Origin of the sequence: Acidiphilium cryptum JF-5 (assembly GCF_000016725.1) — a bacterium.
Lineage (GTDB): Bacteria > Pseudomonadota > Alphaproteobacteria > Acetobacterales > Acetobacteraceae > Acidiphilium > Acidiphilium multivorum.
In genome coordinates this window covers 75,119-98,825 of the sequence record NC_009467.1, presented here as the reverse complement: position 1 = coordinate 98,825, position 23,707 = coordinate 75,119, and the positions used below count along the sequence as shown (strand labels likewise).

Annotated in this window: 20 protein-coding genes and 3 pseudogenes; 13 read left to right on the top strand and 10 right to left on the bottom strand. The window is 62.5% G+C overall.

Going from position 1 to position 23,707, the window contains the following annotated elements; all coding sequences use genetic code 11:
- Positions 1 to 479: 479 nt before the first annotated feature.
- Positions 480 to 728: pseudogene (locus tag ACRY_RS19365) on the top strand (transposase); the annotation flags it as partial.
- Here the strand turns inward: ACRY_RS19365 and ACRY_RS20515 are convergent.
- From ACRY_RS20515 to ACRY_RS18275, 3 genes are all read right to left on the bottom strand, one after another.
- On the bottom strand, positions 705 to 1,235 hold the full coding sequence (locus ACRY_RS20515) for an ISAs1 family transposase (protein WP_419465239.1): 531 nt from the start codon (positions 1,233 to 1,235) through the stop codon (positions 705 to 707). The pseudogene ACRY_RS19365 and the gene ACRY_RS20515 overlap by 24 nt on opposite strands.
- Positions 1,236 to 1,252: 17 nt before the next feature.
- Positions 1,253 to 1,876 carry an ISAs1 family transposase gene (locus ACRY_RS00380; protein WP_011930514.1) on the bottom strand — a complete coding sequence of 208 codons (624 nt, stop codon included), beginning with the start codon at positions 1,874 to 1,876 and terminating at the stop codon, positions 1,253 to 1,255.
- 467 nt (positions 1,877 to 2,343) lie between these two features.
- Positions 2,344 to 2,592 carry a hypothetical protein gene (locus ACRY_RS18275; protein WP_231295205.1) on the bottom strand — a complete coding sequence of 83 codons (249 nt, stop codon included), beginning with the start codon at positions 2,590 to 2,592 and terminating at the stop codon, positions 2,344 to 2,346.
- A gap of 394 nt (positions 2,593 to 2,986) precedes the next feature.
- Between ACRY_RS18275 and ACRY_RS00370 the strand changes: the two are divergent.
- Both ACRY_RS00370 and ACRY_RS00365 read left to right on the top strand, forming a co-directional pair.
- Positions 2,987 to 3,304: pseudogene (locus ACRY_RS00370) on the top strand (IS110 family transposase); the annotation flags it as partial.
- Between the two features lie 117 nt (positions 3,305 to 3,421).
- On the top strand, positions 3,422 to 4,630 hold the full coding sequence (locus tag ACRY_RS00365; RefSeq protein WP_011930484.1) for an IS256 family transposase: 1,209 nt from the start codon (positions 3,422 to 3,424) through the stop codon (positions 4,628 to 4,630).
- On the opposite strand, the gene ACRY_RS18270 is transcribed toward ACRY_RS00365, so the two are convergent.
- Positions 4,546 to 5,301 (bottom strand): hypothetical protein, encoded by a 756-nt coding sequence (locus ACRY_RS18270; RefSeq protein ID WP_011930517.1) that lies wholly within the window; start codon positions 5,299 to 5,301, stop codon positions 4,546 to 4,548. The two genes, ACRY_RS00365 and ACRY_RS18270, sit on opposite strands and share 85 nt — an antisense overlap.
- A 142-nt stretch (positions 5,302 to 5,443) precedes the next feature.
- On the opposite strand from ACRY_RS18270, the gene ACRY_RS18265 reads away from it, so the two are divergent.
- The 6 genes and pseudogenes from ACRY_RS18265 to ACRY_RS00350 all read left to right on the top strand — a co-directional run bounded on the left by ACRY_RS18265 (position 5,444) and on the right by ACRY_RS00350 (position 7,433).
- Positions 5,444 to 5,659, top strand: coding sequence for an antitoxin MazE family protein (locus ACRY_RS18265; protein WP_011930518.1), 216 nt, complete (start codon positions 5,444 to 5,446; stop codon positions 5,657 to 5,659).
- Positions 5,656 to 5,980 (top strand): annotated as a pseudogene (locus ACRY_RS00360) (type II toxin-antitoxin system PemK/MazF family toxin). The gene ACRY_RS18265 and the pseudogene ACRY_RS00360 overlap by 4 nt, the downstream one beginning before the upstream one ends.
- Before the next feature lie 127 nt (positions 5,981 to 6,107).
- Positions 6,108 to 6,335, top strand: a complete 228-nt coding sequence (locus ACRY_RS19840; RefSeq protein ID WP_196796255.1) for a hypothetical protein — start codon at positions 6,108 to 6,110, stop codon at positions 6,333 to 6,335.
- Between the two features lie 25 nt (positions 6,336 to 6,360).
- Complete coding sequence (locus tag ACRY_RS19355) at positions 6,361 to 6,672, top strand: hypothetical protein (RefSeq protein WP_155856282.1); 312 nt, start codon at positions 6,361 to 6,363, stop codon at positions 6,670 to 6,672.
- 90 nt (positions 6,673 to 6,762) lie between these two features.
- Positions 6,763 to 7,011, top strand: coding sequence for a FitA-like ribbon-helix-helix domain-containing protein (locus ACRY_RS00355; protein ID WP_043508781.1), 249 nt, complete (start codon positions 6,763 to 6,765; stop codon positions 7,009 to 7,011).
- Positions 7,011 to 7,433 (top strand): type II toxin-antitoxin system VapC family toxin, encoded by a 423-nt coding sequence (locus tag ACRY_RS00350; protein WP_043508780.1) that lies wholly within the window; start codon positions 7,011 to 7,013, stop codon positions 7,431 to 7,433. The genes ACRY_RS00355 and ACRY_RS00350 overlap by 1 nt, the downstream gene beginning before the upstream one ends.
- A 336-nt stretch (positions 7,434 to 7,769) precedes the next feature.
- Here the strand turns inward: ACRY_RS00350 and ACRY_RS00345 are convergent, their stop codons facing one another.
- The 3 genes from ACRY_RS00345 to ACRY_RS00335 form a co-directional block, all read right to left on the bottom strand.
- Positions 7,770 to 10,058 (bottom strand): 2OG-Fe(II) oxygenase, encoded by a 2,289-nt coding sequence (locus ACRY_RS00345; protein ID WP_011930521.1) that lies wholly within the window; start codon positions 10,056 to 10,058, stop codon positions 7,770 to 7,772.
- Positions 10,059 to 10,333: 275 nt separating this feature from the next.
- The gene (locus ACRY_RS00340; protein ID WP_011930522.1) at positions 10,334 to 10,603 is read right to left on the bottom strand and encodes a WGR domain-containing protein; all 270 of its coding nucleotides are present in this window, start codon (positions 10,601 to 10,603) and stop codon (positions 10,334 to 10,336) included.
- 100 nt (positions 10,604 to 10,703) lie between these two features.
- Positions 10,704 to 11,828, bottom strand: a complete 1,125-nt coding sequence (locus tag ACRY_RS00335) for a hypothetical protein (RefSeq protein WP_011930523.1) — start codon at positions 11,826 to 11,828, stop codon at positions 10,704 to 10,706.
- 525 nt (positions 11,829 to 12,353) lie between these two features.
- Here ACRY_RS00335 and ACRY_RS19350 point away from each other — a divergent pair.
- The 3 genes from ACRY_RS19350 (at position 12,354) to ACRY_RS00320 (ending at position 14,372) form a co-directional block, all read left to right on the top strand.
- Positions 12,354 to 12,527, top strand: a complete 174-nt coding sequence (locus tag ACRY_RS19350) for a hypothetical protein (RefSeq protein ID WP_155856281.1) — start codon at positions 12,354 to 12,356, stop codon at positions 12,525 to 12,527.
- Positions 12,528 to 12,529: 2 nt separating this feature from the next.
- Positions 12,530 to 12,808, top strand: a complete 279-nt coding sequence (locus ACRY_RS00325; RefSeq protein ID WP_011930526.1) for a type II toxin-antitoxin system RelE/ParE family toxin — start codon at positions 12,530 to 12,532, stop codon at positions 12,806 to 12,808.
- 853 nt (positions 12,809 to 13,661) lie between these two features.
- Complete coding sequence (locus tag ACRY_RS00320) at positions 13,662 to 14,372, top strand: IS6 family transposase (RefSeq protein ID WP_011930527.1); 711 nt, start codon at positions 13,662 to 13,664, stop codon at positions 14,370 to 14,372.
- Positions 14,373 to 15,000: 628 nt separating this feature from the next.
- Here ACRY_RS00320 and ACRY_RS00315 read toward each other — a convergent pair.
- The gene (locus ACRY_RS00315; protein ID WP_011930484.1) at positions 15,001 to 16,209 is read right to left on the bottom strand and encodes an IS256 family transposase; all 1,209 of its coding nucleotides are present in this window, start codon (positions 16,207 to 16,209) and stop codon (positions 15,001 to 15,003) included.
- Between the two features lie 568 nt (positions 16,210 to 16,777).
- Here ACRY_RS00315 and ACRY_RS00310 point away from each other — a divergent pair.
- A complete protein-coding gene (locus tag ACRY_RS00310) occupies positions 16,778 to 17,656 on the top strand; it encodes a GntR family transcriptional regulator (protein WP_011930528.1) in 879 nt (292 codons plus the stop codon).
- Here ACRY_RS00310 and ACRY_RS00305 read toward each other — a convergent pair.
- Both ACRY_RS00305 and ACRY_RS00300 read right to left on the bottom strand, forming a co-directional pair.
- Positions 17,626 to 18,672, bottom strand: a complete 1,047-nt coding sequence (locus tag ACRY_RS00305) for an IS110 family transposase (RefSeq protein WP_011930529.1) — start codon at positions 18,670 to 18,672, stop codon at positions 17,626 to 17,628. The genes ACRY_RS00310 and ACRY_RS00305 overlap by 31 nt on opposite strands.
- A 444-nt stretch (positions 18,673 to 19,116) precedes the next feature.
- Complete coding sequence (locus ACRY_RS00300) at positions 19,117 to 23,454, bottom strand: chemotaxis protein CheB (protein WP_011930530.1); 4,338 nt, start codon at positions 23,452 to 23,454, stop codon at positions 19,117 to 19,119.
- Positions 23,455 to 23,707: the final 253 nt, after the last annotated feature.

Sequence of the window (23,707 nt, the reverse complement as noted above, 5' to 3'; positions counted from 1 at the left end):
GCTCCTGATGGACGCGCCATGGTCGCGCGTCGGGTCCGCAGCACCTCTGTGTTGGCCGGTAGGCGGGTGTTTGACGCGCATGCCGAGATAGTCGCACTGCTCAACATGGCGACCCGCGAAACGATCATGCAGGACCGGAATCTACGTAGTTCCCAGTGGAAGAAATCCGATCTCGCCAATGTGGCCGAGGCTTCCGAGCGCGCGCGATACCGAGCCTTGCAAAGCCGGGGCGCGGCATTGTGGGCTATTTGGCCGGAGTCTTGTCCACCTCGACGGTCTTGGAGTGGGCCCTTCTCAGCGTGCGCCGTGGGCGCAGTCGAAAATTCCTCCCACTATGTCCAAGACGTCACCTTCGCCGAGAACGTTGGCGTCTTGGATTGTGTGGAAATTGCCTGTGGCGGCGTCTCTGGTTTGGGGAGCCTGACGAGGTCAGGCGACGAGATTAAGATGCATTGAGGCAGGAGGTTCTCCGAGGCTCTGCCCACAAGACGCGCCTGGTCAAGGACTACGTGGCCTCGACCGCGGGGCGTCTGACGCTGCATTTCCTTCCAGGCTGCGCGCCGGAACTGAACCCGGACAAGTTGGTCTGGAGCCATGTGAAGCGCACCGGCGTGGCCAGGAATCCGCTGCGCAAGGGTGAGAAGCTGCGTGATAAGATCGACGCCCAACTCGCCGCCATCAAGCGAGTACCTGCACTCGTGCGCTCATTCTTCCTCGCCCCCAGTGTCATGGCTGTTCAACGCTTTGGGATAGTGATTGAGAGCGAGGATGTGGTAGAGGTCGGCAAGCGCGGCGCGGTAGCGGTCCTGGCTGAGGGTGCTGGCGCTGGGTTTGCTGTTCATCAGGATGTTGAAGGCGAAGCTGCGCAATCGGGCGATGACGCCAGGGTTGGTTCGGATCCGGGATCGATCCTCTGCGAAGGTGACGTCTCGGACATAGTGGGAGGAATTTTCGATGCCCCAATGTGCGCGGATGGCCTTGGCGGCGATGGCGGCGGTGAGGGATGTGTTGGCGACGTAGAAGGCGGTGTCGTGTGTCAGCTTGAGCAGGCCGGTTTCGGGATTGCGGGTGGCGATTGCGCGCTCGACCTGAATGATGGCGGTGACATGGGGATGCCAGTCGGTGCCGGCGAGCGCGCAGGCGGGATTGAAGGCGGAGACGGTGCGGGTTTCGTCACGATTGCGGCCGCGGTCGCGGGTCCGGAAGACGTCGTATGGGGCGCTCGATGTGGCGATATGGTGGATCGCCTGCTTCAGCGTCGGTTGATTGTCCTTGACCTGGACGATGAGGCTGATGTTGCCCGCCTGGGCGACGTTGAAGGCTTTTTTTGGCAGTGCAGGGCATCCAGGGTGACGAGTGTGTCCTTGGCGATGCCCAGTTCGGCGAGCAGCGCCTGGGCGGCGGGGATCTCGCTGGATTTCTCGCCGATCTCGACATGAGCGAGCACCAGCTTGGTGTCGGTGGCGAAGGCGCTGAGCACATGAGCCGCGGTGCGGTCATGGAACCTGTCGAAACTGCCGCGCAGGGTCTTGCCGTCGAGCGCAATGCTGGCCGTGCCGGGCTTGGTCCTGGCCGCCTGCAGCAGTGCCGCGTGGCGTCGGAACGCGGCCTCCACCGCGCCCGGATCGAGCCCCTGGAGGATGTAGCGGATCGCCGTGTGCGAGGGCGCCCGGCGCCATTTCAGGCCGAAGCTGCGGTTCAACCGGCGGCGATGGACGTCGATGAAGGTGACGATGCCGCGATACGAGTTGCTGCCGCTGATGATCGCCAGGATCGAGAACAGCAGGACATGCGGCAGCTTGTAGAGCTTGCCTTCCGCGCGCCGCGGATCGGGAACCTCTGCCAGGATATCGAGCAACGAGCTGAACGCGGCCATGACAACCTCCGTATCGGTTGCCTTCCCAAGAATCCCAAATCCCGCCGGTCGGGAATCCCCATATTCCCCAGAAAGTCAGTTCGCCCCCACCCAGAAAGTCAGTTCGCCCCCACAGTGTTGCGCATCCGACCCACCCCAACTCAGAAACCAGCGTTGAACAGCCCTACCGCCAGTGTAGCCTATTACAGACTGTTAAGTAAGAGTCCGGTTGAGGCTGCCTACCCAGTTGATCGTCACGTTGCATCCGCAGCCGCATATTCACGACCTGTGTGAATATGCGATATGCATGTGTTAGACAGACACCCTCTATGCAATCCCAAGTTCCTGTGCCGATCGTTCCTGTTATTGTCCGCATCGACTGTCCCAGCACCGCAAGCCCGCTCCGAAAAACATGATACCGAGAATTGCCAGATCAGGTAATTCAGGAAAGACCGGCCACTCGGAAAAGTCTTAAGCTATACCAAGACCTATCTGGCAGGTGGTTTGGCCGCTTCAACCGTCTTGGAATGGGCCTTCTCGGAATGCGCCATGGCCGCGGCAGCATGCAGCCTGGCGGGTTCGTGCTCACCCATGTTGAGATGGTGTGCGGCCTCGAGGTGATGGTGTTCTGCTACGGCGTGATGCGATGCCGCAGCGATATGCACGGCGGCCGCCGGATGATTGGGGGCCGATTGGTGGGTGCCGGGGCTGACCGCGGCGGGATTCGCTATTGTCATGTGATTTCTCCAGAAATGGTCCAAGGTTACCGTTCATGGGAGGCATATGATAGCTTGCCCAAGAACAAACTCAAGATATCAGACCATCGCATTGCCCGGTAGGATCGGGAAATACTTACATCGCCAACTATCCGACGTCACACTTAGATTCGGTCCAAGATGATATTCTATTCTTACAGTGCCTTCGTAGCATCAGCCGAATTGAGGCCCAGAGGATGAATGCCAGGGCGTTGGTTCGGTTGAGGCCCTCCCAATCCATGCTCAGGCCCGGCATCGGTTCGACCAGGCAATGATGCGTTCCCCATGCGGTGATCGCGATCCAGCGGTTTGATCTGTCAAACCGGGGGCGCGAAGCGAGCGGGTGGTCCGCTTGTTGGAGCCGAGGGAGGCAATCATGGCGCACTACGCAGGACTGGACATTTCGGACAAAGACACCGCCATTCACGTTGTGGACGACAACGGGAAGCTGGTCTGGCGGGGCAAGAGGGCCAGCGAGCCGGAGGTGCTCGCCGCGGCCCTGCGCCGGCATGCGCCCGAACTCGTTCGGGTCGGGCTCGAGACCGGACAGTTGGCGCCGTGGCTCTACCATTCGCTCAAGGACCTCGGTTTTCCGGTGATCTGCCTCGATGCGCGCCATGCACGCGTGGCGACAGCGTTGCAGCGGAACAAGACTGACGCACACGAAGCCGAAACTTTGGCGCAGTTCGTCCGGTAGTGTCCGGGGTCGTGGTGGACTTTTGGGCCCTGTAACGGTGTAGTTTGAGGTGGCCATCGGATCAGTCGGCTATGGTGGAGTTGCGAGACTTCAACCTGAAGCCTGGAGAACCCGATGACCGAAGATAGATTACCACTGGCTGAGCTACTGGCCAAAGCCGGGGACGGCGATTTTCTGCGCAGCGTTGCGGAGGCGGTGGTTCAACTGCTGATGGAGACGGATGTGGATGGGCTGATCGGCGCCAGCCGCTACGAGCGCAGCGGCGAGCGCGCGACCTATCGCAACGGCTACCGGGAACGCGCATTGGACACGCGGCTTGGCAGCTTGCAGCTTCGGATCCCGAAGCTGCGGCAGGGGAGCTACTTCCCGCCGTTCCTGGAAGCTCGCCGGACCTCGGAGAAGGCGCTGGCCGCGGTCATCCAGGAAGCCTGGATTGGCGGCGTCTCGACCCGGCGGGTAGACGAGCTGGTGCAGGCCATGGGGCTGACGGGGATCAGCAAGAGCACGGTCTCGAAACTGTGCAAGGACATCGATGAGAGGGTGAACGCCTTCCTCGACCGGCCACTTGCCGGCGAGTGGCCGTATCTGTGGTTGGATGCGACCTATCTCAAGCAGCGCGAAGGTGGGCGGATCGTCTCAGTTGCAGCGATAATCGCAGTGGCGGTGAACACCGACGGTCGGCGCGAGATCGTCGGCCTGCACATCGGCCCGTCCGAGGCGGAGACCTTCTGGTCGACCTTTCTCAAGAGCTTGGTCCGCCGTGGGTTGCGTGAGGTGAAACTGGTGATCTCCGATGCTCATGAAGGGTTGAAGGCGGCGATCCGCCGGGTGATGGGGGCATCCTGGCAAAGATGCCGCGTTCACTGGATGCGCAACGCCTTGTCCTATGTGCCGAAGGGGCAGCAGAGCATGGTGTCTGCAGCGTTGCGTCAGGCGTTTATCCAGCCGGATCGCGTCAGTGCCAGCCAGACCCTGCGCCATGTGGCCGACCAGCTCCGGGGCAAATGGCCAAAACTTGGCGCGTTCATCGACGACAGTGAAACCGACGTGCTGGCGCACATGGACTTTCCCGCCCAGCACCGAACCAAAATTCACTCGACGAACCCGCTCGAACGCCTGAACAAGGAGGTCAAGCGCCGCGCCGATGTCGTCGGCATCTTTCCCAATGAAGGTTCGATCATCCGCCTGATCGGGGCCGTGCTGCTCGAGGCCAACGACGAATGGCAGACACAGAACCGCTATATGCAGATCGAGGGAATGGTCGAACTCATGGCACCCGCCATCGATGCCGATACACCACGAATTTCCACCGTCGCCGCGTGACCATTGGCCGCTTCAGCTACACCAGAATTTCCACCACATTGACGGACGCTATCGAATTTTCGCGCCATACTCGCCTCACAGGGCGCAAACGGGGCTTTCCATTGCAGAAGTCCGGCGCAGCGGCCTCCTGCTATTTCAGCACATCGCCGGCCAGAAAGCGCACCAGCCGGCCTTTGAGGCCCGGCATCGCCTTGGCCTGCTGGATCCGTGGCCTCCGCCTTCTCCGCGCGCCGTAGCGCCTCTTCCGCCCGTCCTGCGGCTACCTGGGCGGACTTGGCGGCCTTCTGTGCCTCCACGGCGTTCGCCCGCGCTTTCTCCTGCTCAGCCTCCAGCGCTCGCCTCCGGCGCTCCGCTGCCTCAATCACCATCGCCAGTCGCGCCTCTGCCTGACGCTCGATTTCCGCGATCCTGGCTTTGGTGGCTTCCAGTTCCGCACCCAGGTCGGGTGATGCCCCGACGGGCTCCGGCTCATTCGCCCCACCAGCCCGACGCAGCGCCGCCAGTGGCTCCAGGGGGTCATCGTCGCGGGTCATCAGAGTCGCCGCCTGCTTCAGCAACGGGTGCGCCTGCTCCGGGGCCATAAGCAGAACTTGCTTGATACCGCGCTCGGCGAGCGCCGCCCGGCGCCGGGCAGCACGCAATCGATTCCCGTCCCTGCTGTTCTTGGCCATAGCTAATCATGGCACATATCGCCACCGAAAGGTTGCATATCTTCCGGCGCTGGCCAAAGCCAGCGGCCTCCCGAATTGACGCCCCCATTCTACAGGACTTTTTGGCTCCTACATGTCACATGTAACACAAAGGAGACAGATCATGACACCTGTTGCCGTGCGTGTTCAAAAGCGCCGCGATGCCCTGCGACGAGCTGGCTTACGGCCCGTTCAAATCTGGGTACCGGATACCCGCGCCAGGGGATTTGACGAAGAATGCCGCCGCCAGGCGCGCCTTGTTGCTGAAGCTGACCGGCAGGATGCCAAGCTTGCCGCCTTCCTCGATGCCGCCATCGCGGATCTGGATGGCTGGGAGTGAAGCGCGGAGATCTCGTGACCGTCGCCCTGCAAGGCGATTTCGGCAAACCGCGCCCAGCCCTGGTCATACATGCAGACCGCTTTGATGAAACCGCCACAGTGACGATTTTACCCATCACAGGTGCCCTCGCGGAGGCCCCCCCTACTGAGGTTGCCGGTGGCCCCCTCCGAGACCAATGGCTTGCGGAAACGGTCTCAGATCATGATCGACAAGGCCAGCACAACCCAGCGGGACAAGATCGGCTCCACGTTCGGTCATCTGGATGACGAAACCATGATGTCAGTGACCCGCAGCTTGGCCGTTTTCCTCGGTATTGCCTGATGACACCAGCTCGGAAATCAGCGTTGAACAGCCCTGGGGTGCCCCCCCAACCCAGCGGACCGAGAGTGCTCAAGCAGCGGAAGCCTTGCTCGATCCACAATCCGTTCTCGACAGCCAGGATCCACGCATGACGCCCGGGCCGAAAGCGCTCCTGCAGGCGGCGGGTCCCGTGCCACACGACCTGCAAGCCGGACTCAATCGCGTTTCCGGACCCCCTGTGATCGTCAATGCCCCAGCCGAGTGGCGGCGTATCCAGGAAGATGCAGCGCTAGGCAAGCCGGTGACGGACGGCAAGACGCCAGTCATCATAAGCGGCGCGCGAGGCTTTCTTCGCCGCTTGGCATCGTGGTTCTGAAACATTCGAAGGCTCGAACGCCTCCTTGAACCGCGCAGGGGCTACGCATGAAATTTTATCTATATTTTTCAATGATATGCTCGATAGCGGCATTTTTGAAGAGCGGATTGAGGACGTTGATGAGCCGGCGGCCCGGGCCAAAACCACTCCCATTCAAGCAAACGGACAGAATTGGAAATATTCGACCGACTACCGTTTTCCATACTCAAGCTGCGATCAGCATCTTTCATGCGTAACCCCAGGCCAGGGTGGCGGTGTAAAAACCAGCCGGAAATCTTCAATTACGGAACGCTGCGAGTTGACGGTCGCGCATGATAACGTCCTTTATCATGTTTGATATCAGAGAACGGGGTGGGCATTATGCGTTGCATTCAATGAACGCATCGATTACGATGCAGGCATGCAGCGCACTGGGACATTGACACCAATGGCTACCCTGACCATCCGCAACATTGATGCGGCGGTGAAGGAGCGTCTTCGCGTTCGCGCAGCGGAACACGGGCACTCCATGGAGGCTGAAGCCAGGCGCATCCTTCAGACGGCGCTCACCAAGGACGCGTCGCGCTCGGGACGTAGTCTGGCCGAGCGGATCCACGCGCGCTTCGCCGCGCTTGGCGGCGTTGATCTTGAGTTGCCGCCGCGAGACAACGCACGCGAGCCGCCGAGCTTCGAGTGATGTTCGTCCTCGATACCAACATCCTGTCCGCCATGATGAGCCTTCGGCCGTCGCCAGAGGTGACGGCTTGGATAGAGGGCCAGCCAGAAGAGCTTCTTTTCACGACATCGATCACTCAGGCCGAAATTTTGTCGGGCCTCGCGATCATGCCAGACGGCCGCCGTCGTCATGATCTTGAAGCGGCAGCAGCGGCAATGTTTTCGGAGGACTTCGAAGGACGTGTCCTGCCCTTCGACATGGAGGCCGCCGCTGCTTACGCCGATATCTTCGCGGCCCGAAGGCGCGGAGGCCGACCGACAGCGGCACTCGATCTAATGATTGCTGCGGTCGCACGCTCCCATGGCGCGAGCGTGGTGACGCGCGACACAGGCGGCTTTGAGGATTGCGGCCTCACTCTCATCAACCCTTGGGCTGTTTCATGAGGCATGTCGCGCAATCCTGTGACAATCACCTTCAGGGGCGCGCGCACGCCGAGCAAAGGTGCTTGACATGTCCGCGCAGCTTCCCGCGATCATCCCCTCAGGTGCTCTGGTCCCTCTCTCGACGAAATCCATTTGGTGCCAGCTCTGATCGCCAATGAGGGCGAGCAAGCCGGCTGGCTGCGACGAACAACCCGCGCCCGCCTGATAGGCCCTCCCCGCCGGATAGGCGGCTTGTCAACGGCGGATCAAAACCAGGCCGGGGTGGCGGTGTAAAAACCAGCCGGACCTCGTGGGCCAGCTTCCGCTACATGGCGTATGTCGGGGCTGCACGCGTCTTCATAACGTAAGCTCGGCCACGGCCTCCAGATCGCGCTGGCGCTGACGCAGGCGGCGCTCATGGCTGGCCTGGTTCTTGGTGCAGACCAGCCGATAGGGGCGGCCGGAGCGGTCGATCGTCGTGTCCACGTCGCTGCCCGCCTGTCGTATGCTGTGCTGGACATGCGCGCGCTCGGCTTCGGCGGCCTTCAGAACCCAGGTACTGGCGTCCGGATTCGCCAGAAATCTCGCGAGATCGGCACAGCGTGGGCAGCGGCACGGGATCTTGCTGTCACGGCGCCAGTCCGTCGGGGCGGCCAGCTTTTCGGCCATCCGGCGTCGCAGATGGGCGAGGCAGGCGGTTCGCAGCCGCGCCAGCGCCGCCGTCCCCCGCACCAACTGCCGCTGGCACAAGCACCGGGCTGCGGGGACCAGCACGGCGTCCATTCCGTAGACCTTCGGCCAAGCCAGGACATGGTCGATCGCCCGCTCGGCCAGAACCGGATCGATCGCGCCGAAGCCAAGCACCAGGTCGGCGACGACGCCGGCAACCACGGCGCGACCGCTCTGTTGCCATCCCGACGATGGCGTCGCGCGCGCCGCACCTGACGGCAGTGCCGTCAGCAGGCGCGTTGCGGCGCCGGTCAGATCGCAATTACCCGATGTGGCCCAGGCGACTGCCGCGCGGGCCAGCAGATTGGCGCAGGCGCCGAGGGAGCCGGCTGCCGACTCCGCGACGATCAACTCGATCAGCGCCACGCGCCGGAGCGGCGCGAGTTGGCCGAGCGCCGCCATGATCGCGTCCGTGTCCGCCTTGCCGAAGCCCCCGGCGATGATCCCGGTCAGAACGGTTTCGATCGTGGCCGTGTCGCCGAGCTCGGCGAGCAGGCCGAGTATTTGTCCGGCTTCGCTCGGTTCCTTGCGCTCGGTGTCCCGCCAATCATGCTTTGGCCAGCGTCCGACCATGTGTTCGGCGAGGTCTTGCGCATCGCGCCAGAGCGCGGCGCGACAATCGGGATCGGCAGCGGCCCAGCGCCGGACGAGATCGCCGAGATATGGCAGTGTCGCACCCAGTCCAGCCTGGCTCAACACGGCGAACAGACGAGCCCGCGGCCAGAGCACCAGGGCGGCACGGCGGTAGCTGCGCTCGAAGGAAGCACCTTCGTTGCCGGTCGCCTCGTGGAACTGCTCCTCGTCCGGCGCTAGATCGTCGCAGGCGCCGGGTGGCGCAATCTCGTCCTCCTCAACGGGAATTTCGCCCAGATCGGACCTCGTGCCGTCAGGCCGTCGCCAGTCGGACAGCGCCACGCTGCGCTCGAAAACCTCGCCGGCCTCGAAGGCATCCGCCGTGTCCCACCGGCCGCGTCGCGATCCATAGGTATCAGCATACTCCGCCGCACCGCTTTCCTCGATGGTCAGCAACGCCAGGTGCAGATCGCACCCGGCGTCCCGCGCCGCGCCCGTCAGCACACCGCCAACCGCCGCATCAGCACCTTTCAGCGACGCGAAACCGAGTTCGGCCGGCGTGTAGGCATGTTCCAGCGGATAGACCAGCTTGGCCGGCAGGGCAGCGTCGGGGCCGGCGGTGTCCGTCCAGCGCCGCAGCAGGGCCGCGATGCGGGCCTGTTCCGCCGTGTAGTCCGGGGGGTGCAGCGCGCGACCGCGGCCAGAGCGACTCCGGCGCAGGAGGTTGTAGATCAGGGCCAGGCGGCAGCCTTCGCTGACCGGCAGAATCTCGTGTACGCAGTCGGCATAGAAGGCAGCGAATGCCACATCTCCTGGGTCGCCGGTGTGCAGAGCAAGGCACGCTTCCCGCCCCTTGTGTCGGATGATCAGGTCGCCGCCGCTGAAATGCGACGGCAATACCACCGTGAGGGTGGCGAACATGCCGGCCACCTTCTCGGTATCGCGGTGGCTGACGAAGAAGCCGCCTTGGTCGTAGATCAGCAGCTTGTAGAATTCGGCGTCGATCGGCTCGTCCACGCCGAGGCCGTCGCTGACCCGGGCCAGTATATCTTCCAGCGTCCTGGCCCAATGTCGGCCGCCGAGCCGCACGCGATCCGGGCCGATCTGGCCACAGCGCCGCACCGTCGGGTCGATGATGGTCTGTTCGCCGCGGCCAAAGGGCGCCGGTTCCGCGGCGTCGATCAGTTGCCGGGCCTGGATGGGCAGCAGCGGCAGGGCAACCGGGCCGACACTCGCGACATCCAGCGACGGGGGCGAAAACGCGATCTCGCCGGCCACGTAGAAATCGCCGGGGCGCCGCACCGTGCCGAGCAGGGCGGCAAGATCGGTTGCGATTACCGTCATGGCGCGCACCAGTGGCACGCGGCCTGACAAGCGCGGGCTGCGGCGCCAGCCCTGTCACGCGCCATCACAGGTCGGCTGTTCATGCTCTCAATTCCGGCAATGACGGGCACCTCCGCGATATCTCGCCGACACTCTCCCACGCTTGGCAGGTGACGGCCAGCCGAAACTCCCGGCGACCGGGTCGGGGAAATTCCGTTCGCCTGTCCGGCATGAAGTGAACCGCCCTGGCGTTTCGCCGGGTGAAGTCACTCTCCATGCTTTCTTTCAGGCGGAAGTTACCACCCTGCCCGCTCGTGATAGCCGCGGCGGCGCTTGCGGCGGGTCAAAGCGGCGAGGGCGTTGAGGGCGGCGCCAAAATCCAGATGCGGGTCGAGGCGGATGCGGCCCTTGGTGCCGATCCTGCCCCAGTGCCGGGCGAGCAGGGTGTAGCCAAAGAGATCGGGGAGGATTTCGAGGCGGTAGAAGCGCCATTCATTGCGCTCGGGGCGGATGCGCACCAGGCTCGCCCGTTCGGGGAAAAGCGAAAGCTGAACTGGCTCGGGCATCGGCGCGCTCCCGTGGTATCGGCAAACAATCAAGCGAATCTATCAGCTCGGCGACCCTGCCGCCAGAAGGTCCGACCGGCGTTTGCCAAACCGCGGTGCATTATTGAGCAGCCCCACCCTCGGGTAAAACGGGGCGGGACGGCGCCGGCGGGTTTGGCTCCGGCCGGGCCTGAAGCGCCAGGCGGGCATGGCGGATCGCGGTATCGAGTTCAGCCATCGCTTCCTCGAGCGCGGTGTAATCGAATTCGTGGCGCTCGATTGGCGTGAGGGGCGATAATGGAGGCGGCGCAACCTCGGCCTCCTCCTCCTCGATGGGTTGGCGGGGACGGCCGCGGCTACGGGTCGGATCCGACCGATAGGGTGGGCGCACCACCTCGCGCAGCGGCGCCAGGCCCTTGAGCCCGAACAGGCGCCGCTTGGTGCGGTGCGTGTCCTCGACCGCGATTTCGGCCGCAATCAGTTCGGTGAGGATGCGTATGGCGTTCCTCACTGCGATGCCGAGGGCGCGGGCGAGCGTGGTCGCGGAGAGCACCGGCGCCGCCGCCGCCAGCAGATCAACGGCGGGAGCGATGTAAGAGTCCTTGCGGCGACCGGCGATGCTGCGCCGGGCATCGAACCAGGCACGCTCCATGGTGTAGAGCAAGTCGAGACCATCCGCCACTTCACGCGCGATCGCCTTCAGGAAAGCCGGCAACCAAACGTCGCGGTCCCAGCTTTGTTCGGCCCTGAGCGCTGCGGCGCCGGTGAGTGGGACGGGCAGGCGTAGTAGGCCGCGCTGGCGCCAGAAGCGGATCATCGCCGCGCGCATAGCCGGACGGGTTTCGCCCGTCTCGATCCAGTCCCGCAAACCCCGCGCCGCGGCGATCAGCGGCGGCAGGGCAGTCGGCTGCATTGCCAGCATCGCCTCAGCGCGTTGGACCTCGCCCTCTTGATCGAAATCAGGCGCGACGAGCCACTGGTACAGGGTGAGGGCGAACTTTGCTTTGTCGAGGATGTCGCCGCGGTCGATGATGCGCAAGTAAGGATCCATGCGCAGGCGCAGGTCTTCTATCGTCGCGGCAAGATGCCAGGGGTTGATGAGTTGGCCGTCGACCGCGGCCTGCCGGCGGACCGCCTCGAGGCGGGCACGGTGGAGAAAAGCCTGGGCCAGGGAATGACTGGCGAGGGCCTGGTCGAGCCGGGCGATGGCGGCGGCGGCGTCCGCGAGCGCCGACGCCAGCACCATCGGATCGGGCGTTTATGCCCACCAAAAACACGCCATAATTCATGTGCAAGCTGCCTCCAGCAGGGGATGAAAATCATGAAAGCCAAGCACCTTGGACTCATTGTCGGCCTCTTCACCCTAGCCATCGCTGGTTCTACATGCATCGCGATAGCAGGACCGCCACCATGGGCCGGCGGTCCTCATGGTCCTCCACCTCCAGGCTGGGGCCACCCACCCGGACCACCACCCTGGGCGCACGGCCCGCACAGGCCTTGGGGATGGTGGTCTCCAGGGCCACCACCGCCCCCTCCACCGCCTGTTGTGTATTATGCTCCCCCGCCAGTCGTATATGTGCCGCCGCCACCGCCTCCTCCTCCGCCGCCGGTGGTATATGCGCCACCACCTGTATACTTCGGGCCGCCTTCACTATCCTTTGGTGTAACCTTCCCTCTCCATTAGGAAAGTATCGACACAGACAAGATCAGAACATAAAACGAACAAAGGAGTTGCCCCTGAAGTTCCAGGATAGGTTATCACACTATCGTTATGAACCGGACCGTTCCCCAGATCGATCTTGAACTCGAGGCCGAGCGGCGGCTCCTCGAAGCTGCCGTCGCTGAAGCCCGGACCGATCTCCGCCCGGCTGTGCCGCATGAGCAGGTGCGCGCCGATCTCCTGCGCGAGATCAAGCGGCTGAACCTGGCGATCGCCGGTCACTGAGCATGCAGGTCGAATGGCATCAGCTTGCCCTGGAAGATCGTGATGTCATTGTTGCTTATCTCGAACTGCTCAACCCGAACGCAGCCTCAAGCGTTCTGCGTGGACTGGTTCTCGCCGGCGACAGCCTGGCGCTGTTTCCCACCCGGGGCCGCGTGGGCTTGGCCGCCGGCACCCGGGAACTGGTGGCGGTGTGGCCGTATCTGATCGTGTATGAGGTCGATACGTCATCCGATACGGTGCGGATTCTCCGTATCTGGCACGAAGCCCAGGACCGACCGTGACGAATGCCAAAAAGGAAAATGGCGGCCTTAGAGGCCGCCAAGTTAAGAGATTGGGAGGGAACCTCAGCGGAGATCGCTTTCCGCTTCACGGTCAGATATGGCCCGGTTTGGCGGGGCCGCAATATGCGTGTTTTAAGATGTGATGTGGCACGCCGGTCAGTCTGCCGCCATGACACGAGAGCGTAATCTCGCCTTGAAACCAAGGCTGGAAAACGCACCTCCAAGCTTGGACAAGGCTTTTGGGTTGCCTTTCCAATCGTCTCAGCGTTTAGCGATCTGCCACTCGGCGACCCCGGCCATGGGGTCCCCTTTTTCTTGTCTGCACCACACCAGACGCGACACTCCCCGCGGCGAAAGGCGATCAGGGGCCATCAATCACGCGGCCGGCGAAAGAGCCGTGAGAAAGGATTCGTGCCTGCCATCCTGGCGAGCTTGTGGCGGGGTGTTTTGACAGTCTATGGGGCGGGCTCTGGGGTTCGCCGGCGGCCTGTGCGGTGACTATCTGACGCCACCCCCTGCTACTTCCGGGACGGGCCGTAATGCCGGTTCTGGGAGCCAATCATTCCTTAGGGACACGCTTCAGGTAGATCGCAGGACCATCAGCCGTAGATTTTCGATTTCGTGACAAGATTTTAGATATTATGAATATCTTCATATAAAGATGATAGACAAGTTCATCCCTGACGTAAGCGCAGGCGTCAAAAGCATCTTTACGATAGGGCATAGTCGATGTTGACATGGACAAGGATTGGGCTCCGCCAACGGGTCGCCATTGTTGCAGCAAGACGGTCAAGGATGGCTTGGCGAGCATTGTCAGGTTGACGTGGTGATCGTGTGCCCGTAGCGATTTCGGATGATGGCTTTGACTCTGCCTGCACGTTTGAAGGGATATCGCTTCCCTCGATCGGTGATCGCGTATGCGGTCTGGAGCTATTACCGGTTCAATCTCAGCCTGCGGGACGTTGAGGATCTTCTGGCCGCTCGCGGCGTGATAGTATGCTACGAGACGATCCGCGTCTGGGTCGATCGGTTTGGCCCGCAGATCGCCGCGCAAATCCGTCGCGATCGGCTGCCGGCCGGCGACAAATGGCACCTCGATGAAATGGTGATCACCATTGGCGGCGAGAAGCATTGGCTTTGGCGGGCAGTTGATCATCGCGGTGACGTGCTGGAAATCCTGGTCCAGAAGCGGCGAGATGCCCGAGCCGCCCGGCGTTTTCTCCGCAAGCTGATGCGCCGATGGGGTCAGCCGCGCGTCGTGGTGACCGATAAGCTACGGAGCTACGACGTTGCCCTTCGCACGGATTGCCGCAGCGCCGATCACCGATCGCACAAGCGGCTGAACAACCGGATCGAAGCATCCCATCGTCACACCAGGCGACGAGAAAAGATCATGGGTCGGTTCAAATCCCCAGGTCATGCCCAGAGATTTCTCGCCACCCACGACCAGATCACCACCCTGTTCCGCCCAAAACGCCATCGCCTCTCCGCCAGATCCTACCGCCACGCAAGAGCCGATGCATTTTTGCTCTGGACCGACTACGCCGCCAATCTCGCCGCCTGATCGATCGCGTCTCGGTCAAATCACACCTCGTTCGATCAACCTGACAATCCCCACGGCCCGCAATCAGCGCCAGGGCGAGATTGCGCTCGCGCGACGCCCTCCGGCCCAGCAGGCGGGGAAGCTCAAGCTTGCGCATCATCCCGAGTACCGCCGCCATTGAGTAGTTTCCGACTCTCCCCGCGCCGCCATACATGCCCGATAAATGTTCCACTCTATTCTCTGCGTTTCAAAATAATTGTGGCCAACGGCCTGTGGAAGGGGCGGCCACGATCCAGCAAATGCGGGGCACACCCGGCACCCGTGTTGCATTGTCGAAAAATCACTATGGGATATCAGAAAGGGATTGAAGCCATGTATATCGGCGGTGGACTTCTGGGACTGGTAGTGCTGGTTGTGATTATCGTTCTCGTATTGCGTGTCATATAATAATCTTGCGCAATGATACTGACTCGCGGGAGATTCCCCGGGGCTGTTCAACGCTATTTTCTGAGCCGGGGTGAGTCCGATGCGAAACACCGCGGTGCGAACTGATTATTTGGGGATATAGGGGTTACCGACCGGCGGTCCCGATACCAGATAGCGTCCGTCAATGTGGTGGAAATTCTGGTGTAGCTGAAGCGGCCAATGGTCACGCGGCGACGGTGGAAATTCGTGGTGTATCGGCATCGATGGCGGGTGCCATGAGTTCGACCATTCCCTCGATCTGCATATAGCGGTTCTGTGTCTGCCATTCGTCGTTGGCCTCGAGCAGCACGGCCCCGATCAGGCGGATGATCGAACCTTCATTGGGAAAGATGCCGACGACATCGGCGCGGCGCTTGACCTCCTTGTTCAGGCGTTCGAGCGGGTTCGTCGAGTGAATTTTGGTTCGGTGCTGGGCGGGAAAGTCCATGTGCGCCAGCACGTCGGTTTCACTGTCGTCGATGAACGCGCCAAGTTTTGGCCATTTGCCCCGGAGCTGGTCGGCCACATGGCGCAGGGTCTGGCTGGCACTGACGCGATCCGGCTGGATAAACGCCTGACGCAACGCTGCAGACACCATGCTCTGCTGCCCCTTCGGCACATAGGACAAGGCGTTGCGCATCCAGTGAACGCGGCATCTTTGCCAGGATGCCCCCATCACCCGGCGGATCGCCGCCTTCAACCCTTCATGAGCATCGGAGATCACCAGTTTCACCTCACGCAACCCACGGCGGACCAAGCTCTTGAGAAAGGTCGACCAGAAGGTCTCCGCCTCGGACGGGCCGATGTGCAGGCCGACGATCTCGCGCCGACCGTCGGTGTTCACCGCCACTGCGATTATCGCTGCAACTGAGACGATCCGCCCACCTTCGCGCTGCTTGAGATAGGTCGCATCCAACCACAGATACGGCCACTCGCCGGCAAGTGGCCGGTCGAGGAAGGCGTTCACCCTCTCATCGATGTCCTTGCACAGTTTCGAGACCGTGCTCTTGCTGATCCCCGTCAGCCCCATGGCCTGCACCAGCTCGTCTACCCGCCGGGTCGAGACGCCGCCAATCCAGGCTTCCTGGATGACCGCGGCCAGCGCCTTCTCCGAGGTCCGGCGAGCTTCCAGGAACGGCGGGAAGTAGCTCCCCTGCCGCAGCTTCGGGATCCGAAGCTGCAAGCTGCCAAGCCGCGTGTCCAATGCGCGTTCCCGGTAGCCGTTGCGATAGGTCGCGCGCTCGCCGCTGCGCTCGTAGCGGCTGGCGCCGATCAGCCCATCCACATCCGTCTCCATCAGCAGTTGAACCACCGCCTCCGCAACGCTGCGCAGAAAATCGCCGTCCCCGGCTTTGGCCAGTAGCTCAGCCAGTGGTAATCTATCTTCGGTCATCGGGTTCTCCAGGCTTCAGGTTGAAGTCTCGCAACTCCACCATAGCCGACTGATCCGATGGCCACCTCAAACTACACCGTTACAGGGCCCAAAAGTCCACCACGACCCCGGACACTACCGAAAATTCGGAAAAGGACATGGGGAGATCCCGCTCCCTCCCGCAACCTCCCCCCAGCACAACACAAAACATCGATCCCGCTTGAAGACCCGACGGGGCGGTCACAATGTGACCCTCTTGGACGAAGGCGTCATGGGATCTGCCTTATCCATTCTTGCGCAATAGAACCTGATAAGGCGGATCGGACCCGGGTCGCCTTTTTCTCGTCCCCCTCCTGCCCCTCAGGTCTGCCCCAGACGAGCGTGCCGGGGCACGATCCAGAGGTATTGTGGACGAGGTAGCTCTTTGGCCCTTGAAGGCGCGGCGAGTCAGGCGCAATGTCGATATTGGGAGAAGGGGCCTTGGTTACGCTTTTCTGTCATACACCCGTGAAAAACATTTCCCTTTCCTGGCGGTTCTCGACATGTGGCCGCCTTTTTCTTGTCCCCTGAACCGCGCCGAGCAGAAGGAATGGCAAAGCCGAACACGTTGCTGAAGCGAACGAATAACGCCCTGCTCGACTACATCAGGGGCCTTTCGGCAGAGCCAGGCGCATTCGGGTCGGAGAGCGTGCTTGCCCGTCAGTTCGGGGTGAGCCGCACTACGGTGCGCGCCGCCATCGAAACCATGATCGCGAGCGGGATTCTCGAGCGCGGGCCGGCCCGCCCCCGCGTCATGCGCCGCCCCAAACGCACGGATTATTACACCGAGTCGGAAACCGACGGGCCGCAAGAGCATATCGAACGCGTCTTCATGCAGCGCGTCCTCCTTGGCGACTGGCGGCCCGGGCACACCTTCTCCGAAGCCGAACTGGCGCGCGACAGCAATGCCAGCACCGTTTCCGTCCGCGAATTCCTGATCGGCTTCTCCCGCTTCGGGCTCATCGCCAAGCAGCCGCGCGGCGGCTGGATCCTGCGGGAATTCCATGACGGTTTCGCCGCCGAGGTGGCCGACATGCGCGAACTGATCGAAATGGCCGCCCTCGCGCGCATGCCCCGCGCCGGCAGCGCCGCCCTCACCGAGGCGGCGGATGCGATGATCGCCCGCCACCGCGACATCGAGGCGGCATCTGTGGACGCCCCGCGGAAAGCAAGCGCAAATTTGAGGGTGCACAGGTGTCGGATGCTGCCATCTGTCCGGCCTCTGGGTGCAGAGATGTTCTGCGGGCCTGTATGGGAGTTCGCGGATCGGATCCAAAACACTACAGCGTGCTCGCGCACATTGGTAACAACTGGTTTTCCGACCCCGTCTCGCCGACGGTTGTGTCATACTCTCCTTCGATCGCCTACCTTCTCCGCCAGCCTCAGTAGCTTGGCAGTTTATACTGCTGCAGCTACCGAAGCTCGATAATCCTCTTTCTTTGTGAGCACGGCCCACACAATGCGTGCGGTCTTGTTGGCCTGTGCAACCGTGACCAACATTCGCGGCTTGCGTGTCAGCATCGAAGCAAGCCAGCCTCCTTCGGTCGGGCCTTTCTTGCTAGCGTGTCGGATCAAGGTACTCGCGCCGATAATCAGCAAACGCCGCAAGGTTCGCTCGCCCATCTTCGTTGTCCGCCGCTGCCTGGGCTTGCCGCCAGTCGATTTTTGCAATGGTGTGAGCCCTACCCAGGCGGCAAAGTCCCGCCCTCGCGCGAAAGTCTCCGCGGGTGGCGCCAGAGCGCAAATAGCCGTCGCCGCGATCGGGCCGATGCCCGGGATCGTCATTAGGCGCCGCACATCCTCGTCCTCGCGAGCTCGCCGGGCGATTTCCTTGTCGAGATCAGCGATCTGAAAATCGAGCCCATCGAGCCCATCGAGCCCATCGAGCATGACCAGCATGACCCGGAGCATGTCGCGGGCTGCTACCGGCAGCGAGTTGTCGCTATCGATCACCTCGCGCAGCGACGCCATCCACATCCGGCCCTTCGGAGCAACCCAGCCGTATTCGGCCATGTGACCGCGGATCGCGTTGATCAGTTGCGTGCGCTGCCGCACCAGAAGATCTCGGGTACGGAAAACCAGCGCCGAGGCCTGCTGCTCCTCGCTCTTGACCGCGACAAAACGCATGTTCGGCCGCTGCGCGGCTTCGCTGATTGCTTCGGCATCATTTGCGTCGTTCTTCTGGTTGCGCTTGACAAACGGCTTGACGTAAGCTGGCGGGATTAAACGGACATCATGCCCCAGTTTCGCAAGTTCGCGAACCCAGTGGTGTGCGCCGCCGCAGGCCTCCAGCGCCACCAGGCTGCGAGGCTGCGCAGAGAAGAACTCCAGCACTTTTGCCCGCGTGAGCCGCCGGCTGAAGACCTTGTGGCCATCGGCATCAACGCCATGCGCCTGGAAAACGTGCTTTGCGATATCGAGTCCAATTGTAGTAACCTCGGCCACGGACGCCTCCTCCTGCAGGTGTGTTGACACCTACCTTGGCACATAGATGCCGTCGGGGGGCGTCCACCCCATCAATAAATTTTTGGAGTGTTGGGTCGGCGGTGCGTGGCCGCGGCTTCAGTCTGCGGGGTGTTCGCTAATGTTGTGGGGCAGCGCGATACCGGCGGCCTTGAAGACATTTCCTGTCCGTCGTCAGAATATTTGGCGCACATCGCGCATCGCAATCCGCTCCACTGGCATTCGTCCGCTCCCTCGATCAGCCAAAGGGAGGGAACCTGAACCAGCCAGCAGAGACCTCAATCCGATCCGGCCAACCCCGCCCGCCTGGGCGAATAAAAGTCGGAACAGGTGGGCGAATAATTCCCGAAATCCCGGGCGAGTTAATCTCGGAATCCCGGGCGAATTGAGCCCGGAATCAGCAAGCGTTTTCCGATCAGGATCGATCTATGCCTGTTTATCATGGAACATGTCCGTCAACAGCACCAGCCGTGTCAGGGCAGGGAGTGACCTTACACCAGTCCTCTTCATGATCGCGGCGCGATGCGCCTCGACGGTCCGCTGGCTGATGCCAAGATCGGAAGCGATGTTCTTGCTCGGGTGGCCGGCAAGCACACGCATCATGATTTCGCGTTGCCGGTCTGTCAGCATGCCCAGGCGCTGCCGCGCATCGTCGCGCGCCTGGGCCCGGCGGACCTGGTTCGAGTTCAGTTCGATCGCGGCGTCTATACCCGCCAGTAGATCTGCAACCGCAATGGGCTTTTCGATGAAATCCGCAGCGCCCGCATGAAGCGCCATGACTGCCTGCTGGACATTACCCTGGCCGGTCATGATAATGACCGGCGTCTCGTTCGCTTCCTTGCGCAACAGTTTCAGAAGGTCGATGCCCGACATGCCGGGCAGGCGCGCGTCGAGTAGCAGACAGGCATGGGAAAGCTGGCAGCCGTCGCGCAGGAAATCCTCAGCGCTGACGTAAGCGGCAACCTGCCATCCGTGTTTGCCGAGCAGGGCGGACAGGCTGTCACGAATAGGCTTGTCGTCATCGATGATGCCGACGCACGCCTCGCCGTGCATGGGATTCGTCGGCGACCGCTCGCCGGTTTCTATCTTCCTGATCGCCGCGGCCAATTCGCCGGGCAGGATCGGCTTATTGAGCCGGACGGCCCCGTGTTGCTCGATCTCGGCCAACGTCTCACTGGAAATTTCGCCGGTCAGGATCAGGCTGGCGACCGGCGCGTCCAGCCGCTTGCGCAACGCCGTCACCGCCTCGGTGCCCGACATGCCACTCGGCAAATTGTAGTCAGTAAGAATGAGGTCGGGTCGGAAGTCGCTGGTAGCGACCCGCGCCATTGCTGCTGGTCCGTCTGGCACTGCCTCAATCCGGTGCCCCATGCCTTCGAGAAACTGCACGAGGAGTCGGCGCAGATCGGGATCGTCTTCGATCAAGAGAATTGCCTTGGGACGCCACGCCAGTGCGACGGCTCGGGAGGTCTGGGCTTCCGCCTGTGCCGCGGCCGACACAGCTGGGGCCAACGGCACCTGGACCGCGAACATCGACCCCCTGCCCATGCGCGAACGCAGTTCGATCGGGTGTCCGAGCAACTCACCAACGCGCCGGACGATCGCAAGCCCGAGCCCGAGGCCGCGGCCACGTTCGCGGGCCGGATTGTCGATCTGATAATGTTCGTCGAAAATAGCAGTCCATTCGGGTTCGGGAATGCCGACGCCGGTGTCCCAGACCTCTATGCTGAGTCCGCCGTGCCGACGCCGACAGCCGAGCAGGATCCTGCCGGATTGCGTGTACTTGATGGCGTTCGACAGCAGGTTGCGCAGCATCTGCTTGAGCAGCGCACGGTCGCTCGCGATCACCACGGTGCTGTCTACGACGCGCAGTTGGACGTTCCGCTCCTCCGCCTGAAAATGAAATTCATCGTGAAGATCGCGCAGGATCTCGTCGACTGCGAACGTCGAAACCGTAACCTTCACGGTGCCGGCCTCGATCTGATTGATGTCGAGCAGGGTGTTCAACATGCCGGCCATCACTGAGGTGGTCTGCTTGATCTGCTGGATCAGCCCCAGCGCGGCTTTGCCACTTGTCGTTTCCGTCAGTAGTTCCTGCAGGAGCGCTATCGTTTGCAGAGGCTGGCGCAGATCGTGGCTTACCGCAGCGAGGAATCGCGATTTCGCGAGCGTCGCCTGCTCAGCCTGCTGTCGGGCGGCCTCCAGGGCGCTTGCCGCAAGCTTCTGTTCGGTGACGTCGGCGAAGGTGACAACGATGCCGTCAACCCCGCCGTCATGGTTGCGATACGGCAGGATTCGACGTGTCAGCCAGCGGCCTGCTGGCGCCTCGATCTCGCGCGCCGCCGGAATTGCAGTCTGCAAGACCGCAGCAGCATCGTCAGCCAGGGTTTCGATGCCTGCAACCCCGGTCAGATCGGCGAGCGGCCGACCAATATCGCCGCGAAGGATATTGAACAGTTCCCGCGTGGCCGGTGTGAACAGCCTTATATTGAGCGCCGGGTCGAGGAACAGCGTTGCCACGTTGGTGCTGTAAAGCACGTTCTCAAGGTCATTGGAGGCGTTTCGCTCGCGTTCGAGGGTTTCCTGCAGCTGGCCGTTCAGTGCGATCAGTTCCTCGTTCAGCGATTGCAGCTCCTCCTTGGAGATAAGCAACTCCTCATTGGTAGACTGGAACTCCTCGTTGATCGACAGCGCTTCCTCGTTGACCGCGCGCTGATCTTCGCCGGCTCTCTCCAGTTCGCGAATCACCCCGAGCAGCTCGGTCTTGGTGGCGGCAAGTTCGCCCTCCAGTTCGACAACCCGCGGGGCATTCTCCTCGCCGGTCTTGCCTTGCGCGCGCGGTTTGTCCGGCTGGCGTTCGATGAAACAGACCAGCAGCGCCGCTTCCCCGGTCTCCGGAACCGGCCAGACCTCGATGTCGAACGCCATGCTGCTACTCAGGGTCTCCACGGTGCCGCCCGCGACCACGACGCGCCCACCGCCCTCTGTGGCGCGCTGGATCGCCCCGCGCAGCCTGGCACGGACCCCGGGGTCGACCATAGCCAACAGGTCATGGGATGGAGGACCTGGCGGCACCTTGAGAAAGCGCTCGGTCGGCCCCAGTGAGAACAGGGTTTCGCGACGCGCATTGATCAGCACAGCGGCCGGCGCATAAAGGTGGAGCACGAGTCTGCCGCAAAGTTCGGCGAGGCTCGCCGGGCGTGGCGGACCGTCAGGAGGGCGGCGCAGCGGCGGTAGCCGTAGCGTATCGCCGATCCCGATCGAGAACCCCAGATCGCCCGGCATGAGCGGGCCGTCGCGCTGATAGATTCGCTCCTTCTTGGAGATGACCGAGAAACCGTGGTCGGCGCGGCCGGTCGTCTCCGAAGTGCCTAGCAGGAGGATGCCGCCATTACGCAGTGCGAAGCGGCACAGGGACATGACCTTCGCCTGTGCCTCCGGCCGCAGATAGATCAGCAGGTTGCGGCACGAAACAAAATCCAGCCGGGAGAACGGCGGGTCGGTCAGCAGGTCCTGGACGGTGAACACCACGAGCGAACGCAACTCGGGCACGATGCGATAGCTGTCGCCTTCGCGGATGAAGAAGCGGCCGAGCCGATCTGCCGTGACCTCGGCTTCGATCCTCGGCGGATAAAGACCCTCGCGCGCAGCAGCAACGGCTTCGGCATCGATGTCGGAGGCGAAGACCTGAATCTGGCTTTGCGATTTCGCGCGGTCCAGCGCCTCACGAAACAGCATTGCCAGGGAATAGGCTTCCTCGCCCGTGCTGCACCCGGCGACCCAGATGCGGATCGGCAGGTCTTGGGGGTGGCGGGCGATCAGATCCGGGATCACCTGCTCCTCCAGGGTCTTGAAGATCTCCGGATCGCGGAAAAAACTGGTGACGTTGATCAGCAAGTCCTTTGCCAGCAGGTCGAGTTCGGCCGCATTGCCGCGCAGCATGTCGAGATAGGCCTGCAAGTTGCCGGGATCTATGGCGGCGAGCGCCATCCGCCGCTCGATCCGTCGCTGCAGGGTGCCCCTCTTGTAGGGCGTGAAATCATGCCCGGTGCTGCCAAGCACCATCGCGATGATGGCCTCGAACGGCGGCTGATCGGGGGTGGGTTCACGTTCGGACGATCTATCGAGGGAACGAGCGTAGCTGATCAGGCGGGCGGGGATTTCGGCAAGCGACAATACGGCGTCGACCATGCCGGTCGCGATCGCATTGGACGGCATGCCATCATACGCGGCCTCGCCCGGATGCTGGGCGATGACGAGCCCGGCATGTTCGCGGATCGAACGGATGCCGATGCTGCCATCCGCGCCGGTGCCCGAGAGCACGACCGCCGCCGCCTGCGTCCCATAGCAGGTGGCCAGCGAGGGCAACAGGAAATCAAACGGCAGGCGTGCCCCGTGGTGGGCCAGAGGTTGCGACAGGCGCAGCACACCGCTGTCAACCGCCAAATACGTGCCGGGTGGTATGAGATAGACGGTTTCAGACTCGACCGGCAATCCGTCCGCCGCCTCGCGCACCATCATGCCGGTATGCCCCGACAGCAGATCGGCCATCATGCTCGGATGGTTGGGATCGAGATGCTGGACGACGATCAGCGCCATCCCGGACCCATCGGGCATCGCGTCGAGCAACTTGCGGCATGCATCGAGTCCGCCTGCGGACGCGCCAATGCCCACGACAAGGAATCGCCCCGGCGTTGTCATGGCTGCTATATCTGTTACCGCCTGATGGCGCGTTTGCCGGGCGGCAGGCTGCGGCGGTTTCATGGCGCCGATACTCCTGTTCCGGATCAATTACTCAACCAATACGCTGTCTCAACCAAAATAACAACGAATTGATCCGAAGCTGCCAAGTATACCTTTGGCCCATAATAGACTCCATGGCTGTTCAACGCTTTGGGATAGTGATTGAGAGCGAGGATGTGGTAGAGGTCGGCAAGCGCGGCGCGGTAGCGGTCCTGGCTGAGGGTGCTGGCGCTGGGTTTGCTGTTCATCAGGATGTTGAAGGCGAAGCTGCGCA